The 14,299-nt window shown below is 68.8% G+C and carries 10 protein-coding genes and 1 CRISPR repeat array; of the genes, 9 read left to right on the top strand and 1 reads right to left on the bottom strand.

The genetic code is table 11. The annotated features are described in order from the left end of the window. The first annotated feature begins 92 nt into the window (after positions 1–92). From ACFE71_RS12340 to ACFE71_RS12315, 6 genes are all read left to right on the top strand, one after another. The gene (locus ACFE71_RS12340; protein WP_375429090.1) at positions 93–530 is read left to right on the top strand and encodes a GNAT family N-acetyltransferase; all 438 of its coding nucleotides are present in this window, start codon (positions 93–95) and stop codon (positions 528–530) included. Positions 531–977: 447 nt separating this feature from the next. Further along, positions 978–1,664: a ribose-5-phosphate isomerase RpiA gene (rpiA, locus tag ACFE71_RS12335; RefSeq protein ID WP_375429089.1), complete on the top strand. Its 687-nt coding sequence runs from the start codon at positions 978–980 to the stop codon at positions 1,662–1,664. Between the two features lie 54 nt (positions 1,665–1,718). Next, on the top strand, positions 1,719–3,809 hold the full coding sequence (gene tkt / locus ACFE71_RS12330; RefSeq protein ID WP_375429088.1) for a transketolase: 2,091 nt from the start codon (positions 1,719–1,721) through the stop codon (positions 3,807–3,809). Next, positions 3,806–4,930: a transaldolase gene (tal, locus tag ACFE71_RS12325; RefSeq protein WP_375429087.1), complete on the top strand. Its 1,125-nt coding sequence runs from the start codon at positions 3,806–3,808 to the stop codon at positions 4,928–4,930. Before tkt ends, tal begins: the two co-directional genes overlap by 4 nt. Before the next feature lie 114 nt (positions 4,931–5,044). Continuing rightward, entirely contained in the window at positions 5,045–6,031 is a 987-nt protein-coding gene (gnd, locus tag ACFE71_RS12320; RefSeq protein ID WP_375429086.1) for a phosphogluconate dehydrogenase (NAD(+)-dependent, decarboxylating), read from the top strand. Further along, a complete protein-coding gene (locus tag ACFE71_RS12315; RefSeq protein ID WP_375429085.1) occupies positions 6,028–6,843 on the top strand; it encodes a Cof-type HAD-IIB family hydrolase in 816 nt (271 codons plus the stop codon). Before gnd ends, ACFE71_RS12315 begins: the two co-directional genes overlap by 4 nt. 178 nt (positions 6,844–7,021) lie before the next feature. Here ACFE71_RS12315 and ACFE71_RS12310 read toward each other — a convergent pair whose 3' ends face one another. Next, entirely contained in the window at positions 7,022–8,311 is a 1,290-nt protein-coding gene (locus ACFE71_RS12310; RefSeq protein ID WP_375429084.1) for a hypothetical protein, read from the bottom strand. Here ACFE71_RS12310 and ACFE71_RS12305 point away from each other — a divergent pair. From ACFE71_RS12305 to drmB, 3 genes are all read left to right on the top strand, one after another. Then, on the top strand, positions 8,225–8,938 hold the full coding sequence (locus tag ACFE71_RS12305; RefSeq protein ID WP_375429083.1) for a type IIL restriction-modification enzyme MmeI: 714 nt from the start codon (positions 8,225–8,227) through the stop codon (positions 8,936–8,938). The genes ACFE71_RS12310 and ACFE71_RS12305 overlap by 87 nt on opposite strands. 240 nt (positions 8,939–9,178) lie before the next feature. Further along, positions 9,179–11,365 (top strand): hypothetical protein, encoded by a 2,187-nt coding sequence (locus ACFE71_RS12300; protein ID WP_375429082.1) that lies wholly within the window; start codon positions 9,179–9,181, stop codon positions 11,363–11,365. Between the two features lie 28 nt (positions 11,366–11,393). Next, positions 11,394–13,259 carry a DrmB family protein gene (gene drmB, locus ACFE71_RS12295; RefSeq protein WP_375429081.1) on the top strand — a complete coding sequence of 622 codons (1,866 nt, stop codon included), beginning with the start codon at positions 11,394–11,396 and terminating at the stop codon, positions 13,257–13,259. A 290-nt stretch (positions 13,260–13,549) separates the two neighbouring features. After that, positions 13,550–14,249: direct repeats of the CRISPR family, unit length 28 nt; unit sequence GGCCTATCCCCGCGCATGCGGGGGAGCC. Positions 14,250–14,299 lie beyond the last annotated feature (50 nt).

The raw sequence follows: 14,299 nt of genomic DNA, 5'->3' as shown, positions 1-14,299 counted from the left end.
GGTGAATCAGCGAACGGCGCTCAGCTCAACCCGCTGATTGGGTTTGAGCCCTAGCTATCGTCAAGGCCCAACCGACAGACCTACCAGACTTGGTGCGTTTGAATGGTGTAGTTCAAGACCTTCACGCTCGGCTAAGACCTGATATTTTCCGATCCAATTGGAATTACTCACACCTCGAGAAGTTTTGGACTGATCGCTTGAATGATCCAAATAGCACAGTGGCTGTAGCAGCGTTCGACAGTAGCCTCCTCGGGTATATCTGGTTTGAAATCCAAACCCGTGAGCAGGACACTTTCTATCTACCTCGTAGGCGAATTTACATTCACCATATAGCGGTTGATGAAAATGCAAGAAGCAAGGGAGTCGGGACGAAATTGCTCGATCAAGCTGAGTCAGAAGCCGTGAGGCTTGGCATTGCAAATGTCGTTCTCGACGCTTGGGCTCTAAATTCTATTGCTCAAGGCTTCTTTGGCTCGCGCGGCTATGACCCCGTCAACATCGTGCGCAGTAAGATTGTGGCAATCGGGTAATCTGGAACGGCAACTTTCCGACGGTCACGGGCTGGAAGCTGCCGTTTGCTTTTCCACTACCCTCTGCCATTAGTTTGTGTCACAACCGGTCGAGACTATTGAAAAGTCGGTCCTCCTGCGATATGCATCACAATCTTGCTTCTTACGTGAAATCTGCGCACGAATATCTCTCTACGAGTAGTTGTTACCTTTAAAGCTTACTAGAAAGCGCAATTATCTATCGCAGCTCGAGTTTTTCAACAGTCTCGGTCGGTTTTGAGACCATCGATCAACAACCGCTTTCCGCGGCTTCCCGTATGTCGGAAACGCCGGTCACAAGACACTCGCTTCCGACGACGACCGGTCCAGCCTACCTCGTCGACCGCGCTCTCGCGATTATAAGGGTATAGTCCCGCCGAGTGCGGCGTATAGGCCGCGCCCGGACCGATCGGGCGGAGGAGACATCGCATGAGCGCGGACGACGACAAGCGCGTGGCGGCCGAAGCGGCGGTGGCGGAGGTGCGCTCCGGCATGATGGTGGGGCTGGGCACCGGATCGACCGCCGCGCACATGATCCGGGCGCTGGGGCGGATGGTGGCGGACGGGCTCGATATCGACGCAGTGGCGACGAGCGTGGCGTCGGCCGAACTGGCGCGGACCCTTGGCATCCGCGTTCATGACTTCGCGGGCGTCGCGCGGGTGGACCTGACGATCGACGGCGCGGACGAGATCGACGACCGGTTGCTGGTGGTGAAGGGCGCGGGCGGGGCGATGCTGCGCGAGAAATGCGTGGCGGCGGCGAGCGGCCGCATGGTCGTGATCGCCGACGGGGCCAAGCGCGTTCCCGCGATCGGCGCGGCGCGGGTGCCGGTGGAGGTGCTGCCCTTCGCGCGCGGCTTCGTGATGAGGGCGCTCGCCAAACGAGCGGACCCCGCGACGCGGATGACCGGGGGCGTGCCGTACCGGACCGACCAGGACATGCTCGTCGTTGATTGCCTGTTCCGCGACTTGTCGGAGCCGCATGGGACGGCGGCCTGGCTGCAGGCGATCCCCGGCGTGCTCGGCCACGGGCTGTTCCTCACCGAGGTCCATGCCGCCTATCTGGCGACGAATGGCACCGTGACGAAGCTGGAACGACCGGTTAATCGAGATTAACAGCAACCCAATCGGACGCCCCGCGTTCGACCCCCTGAATTACATGAGGCGGATATGACCGACGCAGCTACCACCGAGCGGCCGTCAGCCGACGCCTACCGCGAGGACGGCTCTCCCGAGCGCCTCGCCATCGACACGATCCGTACCCTGGCGATGGACGCCGTGCAGCAGGCGAAGTCAGGCCATATTGGTACGCCGATGGCGCTCGCCCCCGTCGGGCACACGCTGTGGTCTCGGTTCCTGCGCTACGATCCGACGATGCCGTCCTGGCCCAATCGCGACCGGTTCGTGCTGTCGGTCGGCCATGCGTCGATGCTGCTCTACGCGCTCATTCACCTGGCGGGGATCGAGGAGATCGATGCCGACGGCAGCAAGACGGGCGAGCCCGCGATGTCGCTCGACGACATCAAGCAGTTTCGCCAGCTCTCCAGCCGCACCCCTGGCCATCCCGAATATCGGCACACCACTGGGGTCGAGACCACGACCGGGCCGCTCGGTGCGGGTTGCGGCAACTCGGTCGGGATGGCGATCGCCGAGCGTTGGCTGGCTGCGCACTTCAACCGCGACGGCTTCACGCTGTTCGACCACGACGTCTATGTGCTCGCGGGCGACGGCGACATGATGGAGGGCGTAGCGAGCGAGACGGCCAGCCTCGCCGGGCACCTCAAGCTGTCCAATTTGTGCTGGATCTACGATTCGAATCACGTTTCGATCGAGGGGGGCACCGACCTGACCTTCGACGAGGACGTCGGCGAGCGGTTTCAGGGCTACGGATGGCAGGTCGTTCATGTCGACGATGCCAACGACGCCGAGGCGCTCGCGACCGCGCTGGACCGCTTCCGCGCGACCGACGACCGTCCGACGCTGATCATCGTCCACAGCGTCATCGGTTACGGCAGTTCGATCCAGGGCACCGCCAAGGCGCACGGCGAGGCGATGACCCCTGAGGACGTCGCCGCCACCAAGAAGGCGTATGGCTGGCCCGAGGACAAGCCCTTCCTCGTTCCCGACGGCGTCGCCGACCGGTTCCGGGGCGCGATCGAGGGCCGGAGCCGTCCGCTGCGCGAGGAATGGGAGGCGAACGTAGAGCGCTACCGCGCCGCGTATCCCGACCTCGCGCGCGAACTCGACCAAATGCTTGCCGACGAGCTGCCCGACGGATGGGACGCGGGCATTCCCGTGTTCGAGGCCGACGCGAAGGGCCTCGCCAGCCGCGATGCCGGCGGCAAGGTGCTGAACGCGATCGCGCCCAATGTGCCGTGGCTGATCGGCGGGTCGGCCGACCTCGCGCCCTCGACCAAGACCGAGATCAAGGACGCCGGGTCGTTCGCGACCGGGAGCTATGAGGGTCGCAATCTCCATTTCGGCGTGCGCGAGCACGGCATGGGCGCGGTCGTGAACGGCATGGCGCTATCGTACCTGCGCTCGTACGGCGCGACGTTCCTGGTCTTTTCCGACTATATGCGCCCGCCGATCCGGCTGGCGGCGATCATGGAGATCGGGTCGATCTTCGTGTTCACCCATGACTCGATCGGGGTGGGCGAGGACGGGCCGACGCATCAGCCGATCGAGCACCTCGCCTCGCTCCGCGCGATCCCCGGCCTCGACGTGGTCCGGCCCGGGGACGCCAACGAGGTCGCGGCCGCGTGGCGCGGGATCATGGAGATGAGCGACCGTCCGACCGCGCTGATCCTGTCGCGCCAGGCGCTGCCGACGCTCGACCGGAGCAAGTACGCCAGCGCCGACGGGGTCGCGCGGGGTGCCTACGTCCTCGCCTCCGCCGACGATCCGGAGGTGATCCTGATCGCGACCGGCTCGGAGGTGTCGCTCGCGGTCGATGCATATGAGCGTCTCGCTACCGAGGGCGTCCGCGCGCGCGTGGTGTCGATGCCGAGCTGGTACCGGTACGAATTGCAGGACGAGGCGTACAAGGAATCGGTGCTGCCCTCCGCCGTCCCGTCGCGGCTCGCGATCGAGCAGGCGGGCGAGATGGGCTGGCACCGCTATGTCGGGCTGAAAGGGCGGACCATCACCATGTCGACCTTCGGCGCGTCCGCCCCGCTGGCCAAGCTGCAGGACAAGTACGGCTTCACGGTGGACAACGTCGTGAAGGTCGCGCGCGAGATGATGGAGAAGAACGCATGAGCAAGTTGGGCGAGCTGAGCGCCGCGGGGACGGCGGTGTGGCTCGATTTCGTCGATCGCAAGTTCCTCCAGGCCAAGGGGCTGGAGAGGCTGGTCGAGGCGGACGGGCTGACCGGCGTCACCTCCAATCCCTCTATATTCGAGAAGGCGATGGGTCACGGCGATGCGTATGACGAGACGCTCGCCGAGTATGACGCCGAGCATCCGGACGCGGCGACGATCGACCGGTACGAGTTCCTGGCCGTCGGGGACATCGTCGCCGCCGCCGATACGCTTCGCCCGGTATACGACCGGCTGGACGCCAAGGACGGCTATGTCAGCCTGGAGGTGTCGCCCTACATCTCCGACGATACCGACGCGACGATCGCGGAGGCGAAGAAGCTGTGGCGCGCTGTCGACCGCCCGAACCTGATGATCAAGATTCCCGGCACGCTGGCGGGCGGCCCGGCGATCGCCGCGACGATCGCGAGCGGGATCAACGTCAACGTCACGCTGTTATTCGCGCAGGACGCCTATGCCCGCGTCGCCGAGGCGTACGCGATGGGGCTTGAGGAGCGCGTGCGGCAGGGACAGCCAATCGACCGGATCGCGAGCGTCGCGAGCTTCTTCGTCAGCCGCATCGACACGACGATCGACAAGGAGATCGACCGGCGCGTGGCCGAGGGCGATCCGGAGAGCGAGGCGCTGAAGGCGGTGCGCGGCAAGGCGGCGATCGCCAACGCCAAGCTCGCCTATCGATGGTACCAAGAGTTCACGGCCTCCGACCGCTGGCGCGCGCTGGCGGAGAAGGGCGCGCGGCCGCAGCGGTTGCTCTGGGCGTCGACGGGGGTGAAGGACAAGGCGTATCCGACCACGCTATATGTCGACACGCTGATCGGACCCGACACGGTCAACACCATGCCCGTCGCGACGATGGACGCGTTCCGCGAGACCGGGACGGTCGCCGAGACGCTGACGACTGGCGTCGACGAGGCAGAGCGCATGCTCGCCGAGATCGAGCGGCTCGGGCTCGATCTGGGCAGCGTGACGGACGGGCTGGTCGAGGCGGGCGTCGCGTCCTTCGTGAAAGCGTTCGACGACCTGCTCGGCGCGATCGCCGCCAAGCATTCGGTGGAGGCTTGAACTAATCTCCCTCTCCCCGCCGGGGAAAGGGTCGGGGAGAGGGGCCGCGTAGAGGAAAGCGTTTTGAGCAATCCCTCTCCCCGGCCCTCTCCCCAAGGGAAGAGGGAGTAGAAGATGAAGTTGGGAATGATTGGCCTGGGCCGGATGGGCGCGAACATCGCCCGGCGCCTGATGCGCGATGGGCACGAGGTCGTCGCCTACGACCGCGGCGCGGAAGCGGTGGCCAAGCTCGTCGCCGACGGCGCGGAGGGCGCGGACTCGCTGGAGGACATGCGGAGCAAGCTTCCGCATCCCGCCATTTTCTGGGTCATGTTGCCCGCGGGCGAGGCGACGGAGAGCACGATCGAGGCGCTGGCGTCGGTCTGCGCGGCGGATACGATCATCATCGACGGCGGCAACACGTTCTACAAGGACGACATCCGCCGCGCCAAGATGCTGGCCGAGAAGGGCGTCCGCTATGTCGATGTCGGCACGTCGGGCGGCGTGTGGGGGCTGGAACGCGGTTATTGCATGATGATCGGCGGCGACACGGAGGTCGTCGACCGTCTCGACCCGATCTTCCGGACGCTGGCCCCCGGCCACGGCTCCATCCCGCGCACGCCCGACCGGATGGAGATGGAGGGAGAGGATCCCCGCGCAGAGATGGGCTACATCCATGCCGGCCCGCCGGGGGCGGGGCATTTCGTCAAGATGGTCCATAACGGCATCGAATACGGGCTGATGCAGGCGTATGCCGAGGGATTCGACATCCTGAAGGGCAAGAAGTCGGACAAGCTGGCGGAGGAGGAGCGGTTCGACCTGAACCTCACCGACATCGCCGAGGTGTGGCGGCGGGGATCAGTGATCTCGTCCTGGCTCCTCGACCTGACCGCGATCGCGCTCGCCAAGGACCAAGCGCTCGAGCAGTTCTCCGGCAGCGTCGCCGACTCGGGCGAGGGCCGCTGGACGATCGACGCGGCGATGGAGGAAGCGGTGCCCGCGCATGTGCTGACCGCCGCGCTGTTCGCGCGCTACCGCAGCCGGGTGGACCACACCTTCGGCGACAAGGTGTTGTCGGCGATGCGGTTCGGTTTCGGCGGGCACGTCGAACTGCCGCAATGACCACGGTCGCGAGCGACATAAGGCTCGTCGTCTCTGACGTGGATGGGACGCTCGTCGATCACGACAAGGTCCTGCGTCCCGCGACGATCGACGCGGTGGCGCGGGTGCGGGCGGCGGGGGTCGGCTTCACGGTGATCAGCGCGCGGCCGCCGTCGGGTGTGCTGCCGATCGCGAAGGCGCTCGGGCTGGATGATCCGATCGGCGCGTTCAACGGCGGCGCGGTGTTCCGGCGCGACGGCGTGGTGATGGAGGAGCATCCGGTGCCGGGGGACGTCGCGTCCGGCATGTTGGCCCTGGCGCGCGGATCGGGCGCGAACGTCTGGGTGTTCGCGGACGGACGGTGGCATGCGGACACGCTGGACAACCCGCATGTGCCGCGCGAACGGATCTCCGCCGACCAGGAGCCCGCGATCGTGGGCGACTTCGCCCCGCTCGCCGCCCGCGCGGGCAAGATCACCTTCGTCAGCGACGACCCGCCGGTGCTCGCCCGGCTGCTCGAGGAGGGACGCGCGCGTTTCGGCGGGCGGGCGACGATCGCGCTGTCGCAGACCTACTATCTCGACGTCACCGCATTGGAGGCGAACAAGGGCAATGGCGTCGAGGCGCTCGCGCGCGCCGCCGGGGTCGATCTGGCGGCGGTGATGGTGATCGGCGACATGCCAAACGACCTGCCGATGCTGGAACGGGCGGGCCTGCCCGTCGCGATGGGCCAGGCCCCGGACGAGGTGCGCGCCGCCGCCGACTGGATCACCGCGTCCAACGACGAGGACGGCGTCGCGCGGGCGCTCGATCGGCTGCTCGCCGAGCGTTGAGCCCGGGCGGCGTCGTACCGGGGCGGTAGGGCGGATATACGGCCGTGCCCGCCGCCGTGATGCGGCCAGGCCCGCGCAGGATCCGACGCTTGAGACCAAGCGCCTGCTCGACATGCCCGCCATCGCGTTCGGCGACTCGAAGTGGGACGAGACGAGATGTGCGCTCCGGTGACGCGCGTCACGTCGTGGGCACCAGTCCCCAGCGGCCATAGACATAGGCCCGCTCGCCCAGCTGGAAACGCCGGCCGTTCTCACTCTCGCCCGATGCCGTGGGTGTGTCGCCTGGTTTGATCTCGCCGGCCATCCAGTGCGGGATGGAGAGACGGGCGACCGGCTCACCGAACGGACCGGGCAGCGGCGGGTCGAAGTCGACCAGCAGGTCGCGCGAACCCAGGCGGGTGCCGATGGTTTCGCCGTCCGGAAAGGTCAGCTCGCGAAACGGGGTGGATAGGTCGAGCGACTGTCCGGCCGCCATGCCACGCTCGGCATGTGCGATCCCTATCAGGTCGGCATCGTGGTTGGCCCACTCCGCGCCGAGCAAGTCCGTCAACTCCTCCCTGATGTCCGGATGCAGCGCGCACTCGACCAGGCGGCGGTTGTCGGCGGGGATCGACACCGACGGGTTGTCCTCCAGCAACCGCAACGTCGCCTCCAGCTGCACGAGGTCGGGATAGACGCCCGCGCCGTCCCTCATCGGCCCCAGCCCGTGCCGATCGCGCGCGCGGCCGAGCAGACGGGTCAGGTCGCGCTCGGCGGGCCGCAGCACCACCGTACGCGCCTCCCCGTAAGCGCCGCGATCCCGCCGGTCGTGGCGGTGGAGGCGACCGATCCGCTGGAGCAGCACGTCGATCGGCGCCAAGTCGGTCAACAGCAGGTCGGCATCTAGGTCGAGCGATTGCTCCAGCGTCTGCGTGCCGACCAGCACGCGACCCTCCGCCAAACGCCCGCGGCCGAACGCCCGCTCCACCGCGGCGTCGAGCAGCCGGCGGTCGGACGCGGCGAAGCGGCCATGGTGGAGCGTCGCGACCCCTTCGACGCGGAACGCGAGGTCGGGGGCGATCGCCTCGACCGCCTGCGCGGTCGCCACCGCGCCGCCGACGCTGTTGCGGACGACCAGCACCGACGCGCCCGCCCTCGCCGCCGCGACCGCCCTCGCCGCGATCGTGTCGGGATTGTCGATCGACCCAGCGATCTCGATCCGCACCCGTTTCCCGGACGTTTTGTCCGACGACGCCCGACGCGGCGGCGCGGCGCGACCCGAGAGCGCGGGATAGGGCGTAGCCCGCGCCTCCGCCAGGGTAGGCACCTTGTGCCCGAGCAACGGCCCGGCCCACGCACCGCCCGCCAACAGCGCCTCCATCGCCGCGCCGACATCGAAGCAATGATCGGCGAGCGGCAGCGCGGCGACGACGCGCCCGTCATCGTCCTGATCGAGCTTGGCCCAGGGCTGGTCGGCGAATGGCGGCATGATGACATCTCCTCGTACGCTGGCGCGGTTCGCTCCGTTCAGACCTCGCCTCACGTCTCATTCAGCTTCAGCGACGCGGGCAGCATCTTCGGACATACGCTGGTCACGTTCCCATTCACGTCTGCAGGTGCTTTAGCGATCTTGCAGTCCAGAATGCACGATTGCTGGGTGCGAACCTTCGGCGCGACGATGAAGGACGACCAGCGATATCTGCCGACCGACTGCTTCGAGACGTTTCCGCTCCCGCCCGGCTACACCGACGCGCCTGCGCTCGAGGCGGTCGGCCGAGCCTACCACGACCATCGCGCCGCGCTGATGGTCGCGCGGGAGCAGGGGATGACGCCGACCTACAACCGCTTCCACCGCGAGTCCGATGCGGCCGACGACATCGCCGAACTCCGACGTCTGCATGACGACATGGATCGGGCGGTGCTCCGCGCCTACGGCTGGGACGACCTGGCCGACGCCGTCGGTTCCTGGGCGGCGCCCGCGTTCCTCACCGACGAGACCGAGGACGACCATCAATATCAAGGGCGGCTGTTCTGGCCGGCCGCGTTCCGCGACGAGCTGCTGGCGCGGCTGCTCAAGCTGAACGGCGAACGCGCGGCGGCGGAGGGGCGGCGATGAAGGCGGACGGGGTATGAACGCGGACGGGGTCAGGGAAGAACTGGTACGGCGGCTCAGGCGCAACCTGGTGGGGCCGAGCGAGGCGGAGGACGTCGACCTCGCGCGCGAACGGCTGCGCGCACCGCGTTCGAGATCGCCAATCGCGCGGTCGCCGACGCCGCGCGCGCCCGGCGGCCGGGCGACACCGCCCCGGCCTGGCGGCCGTTCCAGCTCGCCTTCATCCTGCTCAACCTGCCCGGCATGGCCGACAAGCGGAGCGCCGACCGCGAGATCGCCGACCTGCTGTTCTTCCCGACGGGCGGCGGCAAGACGGAGGCGTATCTGGGGCTGGCCGCCTTCACCATCGCGCTCCGTCGGCTGGGCGCGGCGGGGCTGCTGGGCGCGGGGACCAGCGTCATCATGCGCTATACGCTCAGGCTGCTGACGCTCGACCAGCTCGGCCGCGCCGCCGGGCTTGTCTGCGCGATGGAACTGCTGCGCACCGGTCCCGACTATCTGGGCGCGGACGGGCGCTCAATGCTCGGCGATTGGCCGATCGAGATCGGGCTGTGGGTCGGATCGGATGCCAGCCCCAACCGCATGGGCGGCAAGGGCGACCGGGGGGACGACAGCGCTGTGGCGCGGGTGCGCGCCTATACGTCTGGCCGAAACTCGCGCGCGCCCGCGCCGATCAAGGAATGCCCATGGTGCGGGACCGCGCTGACGCCCAGGAGCTTCCGGTGCGTGCCCGACGACCACCGGCCCGTGAACCTAGAATTGCGCTGCGCGAGCTCGGCCTGCGCCTTCACCGGCGACCGGGCGCTGCCCGTGCTGGTGGTGGACGACGCGATCTATCGCCGGTTGCCCGCCTTCCTGATCGCCACGGTGGACAAGTTCGCCTCGTTGCCCTGGAAGGGCGAGGCGGGCGCGTTCTTCGGCCATGTCGACCGGGCGGACGGGACGGGCTTCTACGGCGCGGTGGAGCCGGGGCAGGGCCGGGCGCTGGATGGCGGCCACAGGCTCGACCCGCCCGACCTCGTGATCCAGGACGAGCTGCACCTGATCTCCGGGCCGCTGGGCACGGTGGCGGGGCTGTACGAGGTGGCGATCGACCGGCTCGCCACGCGCGAGGTCGCCGGCGTTCGCGTGCGGCCCAAGATCGTCGCCTCCACCGCCACCGTGCGCCGCGCGCGGGGCCAGATCCTCGCGCTGTTCGACCGCGAGGATACGGGCATCTTCCCCGTGCCCGGCGTCGATCGGCGCGACAGCTTCTTCGCGCTGACCAAGCCCGAAAGCGTCGAGGATCCGGCGCGCTGGTATCTCGGGCTGGCGGCGGCGGGGCGGGGACCCAAGCTCGTCTTCCTTCAGGCGCTCGTCACCCTGTTGGCGGGCGCGCAGGGGTTGGCCGATGAGGGCGGCGACGCGGACGCTTACCTGACCGCGCTGTGCTACTTCAACGCGCTCCGTGAGCTGGGCGGCGCGCGGCGCATCGTCGAGGACGAGGTGGCGACGCGCGTCGCCGCCTATGGTGCGGAACGACGTCGCCTTGAGCCGCCCGACCGCCCTTTCGGCGACCGTACGCTCGCCGAGCCGATCGAGCTGACCTCGCGCGTTTCGACCGACCAGGTCGCCGCGGCCAAACGGCGGCTGGAGGCGGTGTTCGGGTCGTCGCCGTCGAAGGGCGGCACCTCCGGCCGGGCGGAGCCGGCGTCGAAGGGCTCCGCCCCCGGCCGGGCGGAGCCGGTCGACGTCGCGCTCGCCACCAACATGATCTCGGTCGGCCTCGATATCGAGCGATTGGGGCTGATGCTGGTGCAGGGCCAGCCCAAGACCGCGGCCGAATACATCCAGGCGACGAGCCGCGTCGGCCGCAACCCGGTACGGCCGGGGCTCGTGATCGCGGTGCTCAACGTCCACAAGCCCCGCGACCGGATGCATTTCGAGCAGTTCGGCCATTTTCACGACACCTTCTACCGCGCGGTCGAGGCGACCAGCGTGACCCCCTGGTCCGCCCGCGCGCTCGACCGCGCGCTGGCCGCCGTGGTGGTGGCGATCGCGCGTCACCTGCGGCCCGAACTGACGCCCCCCGGCGCGGTCACCGCGCTGGAGGGTTCGCCGGAAACGCGCGCGGCGGTGGTGCGCCACCTCGTCGACCGTGCGCCGGAGGACGTGAACGGCGGCAAGGCGGGACTGGCGCGGCTGATCGAGGGCATGCTGGACGACTGGGTCTCGGTCGCGGCCGAGCGGACCGCGACCGGCGTCAAGCTCAGCTACGGCGACAAGCCGCACCGGCTACTCCACCCACCGCTCGACCCGGCGCTTCCGACCGACCCCGCGCACCGCCGCTTCCAGGCCGGATACAGCATGCGCGACGTCGAGCCCGGGGTGCTGATCAGGCCGCGTGGTCCCGACGGCGCGCCGATCGCGGGCGCGAGCGACCTGGCATGACGACGCGGGCAAGAAGGACGGAACACCCATGACCTCATCCAAGCGCGTCACGCTGCGCCAATCGCAGCTCGTCACCGGGTTCGGCCCCGGCGCGATGGTGGACCTGCCCACCCGCTCGGTGATCGTGGGCGGGCTCGACCTGTGGGGCATGCGCGAGCGCGGTAGCTGGCGGCAGATCCACGAGCCGCGCGCGGTCGCCGTGCTCGAGGTGCTGCTGCGCAAATCCGGCCGGCTGGAGGACGGGGTCGCGCTGACGCTGCGCACCCCGCCGGTCGATGACGACGCGCGGCGTGGTGCGACCGAGCCACCGGGTGTCGAGGCGCGGATCTTCCCCGTCTGGTTCGTCGCGCGCGATGCGGAGGAGGCGGGTGGCGCTCGTCGTCGTCGCCTGGTGCGCTGGCGCGACCTGAACCCGAAGGGCCGCGCGGACTTCACCCACGACGACGGGAAACGTACCCCCGTCACCCCCATCCGCTTCGTCGCCGGGTGCAAGAAAGGGCATTTGCAGGACATCGATTGGAGCTTCGCGGTGCATGCGGGGCTGACGGAGCGATGCGGCCAGCCGATGTGGCTGGAGGAGCGCGGCACGTCGGGCGACCCGCGCTCGACACGAGTGGTGTGCGGCTGCGGCGCGGCGCTCTCGCTGTTCGACGCGCAGCCGACCGGTCGCCTCGGCGGATGTCGAGGCCGTCGTCCCTGGCTGCGCACCGACGAGCCGGGCGGATGCGAGGAGCAGCTGAAATTCCTTACCCGGACGGCGACCAACGCCTATTTCTCGCAGGTGCTGACCGTCATCTCGCTGCCGGTGGCCGAGGACGAGCTGACCCGGCTGGTCGAGGCCAACATGGACTCGGTCGGCTGGGTCGAGAGCGCCGCCGACATGGCCGCCGCGCGCCGGTCCAACCCGGCCGTGCGCGCCGCGCTGGAGGGATACTGCGACGAGGAGGTGGTCGAGCGCGTCCGCGGGCTGCGCCTGGCGGGAGCCCGGAACGCGCCCAAATCGCCCAGGAACGCCGAATACGACCTCCTCGCCTCCGGCTTGGCCGAAATCGGCTCGGACGACCCGGACGCCAAGCTCCATGCGCGCACGCTCGAGCGCGTCGACTGGGGCGGCGACCGATCGCGGCTGGACGCGATCGCGTCGGCGGTGGCGGTGCATCGATTGCGCGAGGTGTCGTGCCTGTATGGCTTCACCCGGTTCGAGGCCGCACCCACCGCGATCGACGGCGACCTGGACGACCTGCATATCGCCGTCGAGGGCGCGGCGCTGGCGACCGATCTCGACTGGCTTCCCGCCGTGGAGCAGCTTGGCGAGGGGTTGTTCCTGCGCTTCGACGCCGCCGCGCTGGCGGCGTGGGCCGAGCGTCCGGCGGTGGCGGCGCGCGCCGACCTGCTGGAGCGCGGTTGGCGGCGCTGGCGCGACGGGCGCGACTATGCCGACAAGCTGCGTTTTCCGGGCCTGGAATATTACGCGATGCACGGCTTCTCCCACGCGCTCATGAACGAGATCGCGCTGGATTGCGGCTATCCGGCGACCGCGTTGAAAGGGCGGCTCTACGCGGCGGTCGACGAGGGGGCGGAGCGGTTCGGGCTGCTGCTCTACACCGCCACGGCGGGCGCGCAGGGGACATTGGGCGGGCTCCTCGCCGTGCTCCCCCGCCTCGGCGCGATCGCCGAGCGGGCGCTGGACAAGCTGCGCCTGTGCTCCACCGACCCGATCTGCGCCGACCACGACCCGGACGCGCACGCCGACGACCGTGCGCTGAGCGGCGCGGCGTGCCACAGCTGCCTGCTGGTCGCCGAGACGAGCTGCGAGGCGCGCAACCTATACCTCGACCGCGCGCTGGCGTCCGAGACGGTGTCCACGCCCGGCGCAGCGCTGTTCGGCGAATGAGCGCCGCGGACGGGATGGATCTGGATGAGGGCTGTCCCTGAGCATGCGGCGTGTTGTTCCGATCATCCGCGACCGGCTCTTGAGGAAATGGTCCGATGCAGGAAGGGGTCTTCGATGATGCCCGAACAAATGCGACCGAGTACCGATCCGCAGCCGCCGCGACGCGAGTAGCGGCCGAGTTTTTCAGTGTTGGGGAAAGTGTGGTCGGACAACCCTCTTCACGACGAGCGCGCCTCCCCGAAGCTCACCCCCGAGACGAGGGCACAGCGAGACCCCGACCGGTTCCTAGCGAGTTAATCCTCGCGCATGCGGGGGAGCCATCGACCTCCCATCGGGAGCCGACCGATGTTGCGGCCTATCCCCGCGCATGCGGGGGAGCCCCAACCGGCAAGTTAGCGCCACCCCCGCCATAGGGCCTATCCCCGCGCATGCGGGGGAGCCGCTTCCGACGAGATCGTCCCCGCGACCGTCAGGGGCCTATCCCCGCGCATGCGGGGGAGCCTCCGAGACGATCGCGACGGACACCGGCGTCAAAGGCCTATCCCCGCGCATGCGGGGGAGCCCTAGTCGCAGAATGGGCGCGGCTGGAGCAAGCGGGCCTATCCCCGCGCATGCGGGGGAGCCATGCGCCACGATCCAAAACGCGACTTGGTATTGGGCCTATCCCCGCGCATGCGGGGGAGCCTACATCAGCCGCGCGCTCCGGGCGATCAAGGCGGGCCTATCCCCGCGCATGCGGGGGAGCCCGGCATAACCCAATCGACCTATAATGCCATACGGGCCTATCCCCGCGCATGCGGGGGAGCCAGCTTGATTGGCCTGCGACGTGGCGAAACTGGGGGCCTATCCCCGCGCATGCGGGGGAGCCACAACGCGCCCGCCATAGCGACGGTCGACGAGGGGCCTATCCCCGCGCATGCGGGGGAGCCGCGCCGGATGGGTCGACCGCGAACATAATCATGGGCCTATCCCCGCGCATGCGGGGGTGATCTTCCCTTGGTGTGGCGGACACCGTTGGTTAGCCCGCCATGCGTTTCTCG

The organism is uncultured Sphingomonas sp. (genome assembly GCF_964237155.1).
In the GTDB taxonomy this organism is placed as follows: domain Bacteria; phylum Pseudomonadota; class Alphaproteobacteria; order Sphingomonadales; family Sphingomonadaceae; genus Sphingomonas.
This window is presented reverse-complemented; position numbering and strand designations above follow the sequence as displayed.

What these genes read in the sequence shown, in the direction of transcription:
- drmB (WP_375429081.1), top strand. Translation starts at nt 11,394, where the DNA reads ATGACCTCATCCAAGCGCGTCACGCTGCGCCAATCGCAGCTCGTCACC.
- tkt (WP_375429088.1), top strand. Translation starts at nt 1,719, where the DNA reads ATGACCGACGCAGCTACCACCGAGCGGCCGTCAGCCGACGCCTACCGC.
- ACFE71_RS12315 (WP_375429085.1), top strand. Translation starts at nt 6,028, where the DNA reads ATGACCACGGTCGCGAGCGACATAAGGCTCGTCGTCTCTGACGTGGAT.
- tal (WP_375429087.1), top strand. Translation starts at nt 3,806, where the DNA reads ATGAGCAAGTTGGGCGAGCTGAGCGCCGCGGGGACGGCGGTGTGGCTC.
- ACFE71_RS12305 (WP_375429083.1), top strand. Translation starts at nt 8,225, where the DNA reads ATGATCGGCGAGCGGCAGCGCGGCGACGACGCGCCCGTCATCGTCCTG.
- rpiA (WP_375429089.1), top strand. Translation starts at nt 978, where the DNA reads ATGAGCGCGGACGACGACAAGCGCGTGGCGGCCGAAGCGGCGGTGGCG.
- gnd (WP_375429086.1), top strand. Translation starts at nt 5,045, where the DNA reads ATGAAGTTGGGAATGATTGGCCTGGGCCGGATGGGCGCGAACATCGCC.
- ACFE71_RS12310 (WP_375429084.1), bottom strand. Translation starts at nt 8,311, where the DNA reads ATGCCGCCATTCGCCGACCAGCCCTGGGCCAAGCTCGATCAGGACGAT.
- ACFE71_RS12300 (WP_375429082.1), top strand. Translation starts at nt 9,179, where the DNA reads ATGGCCGACAAGCGGAGCGCCGACCGCGAGATCGCCGACCTGCTGTTC.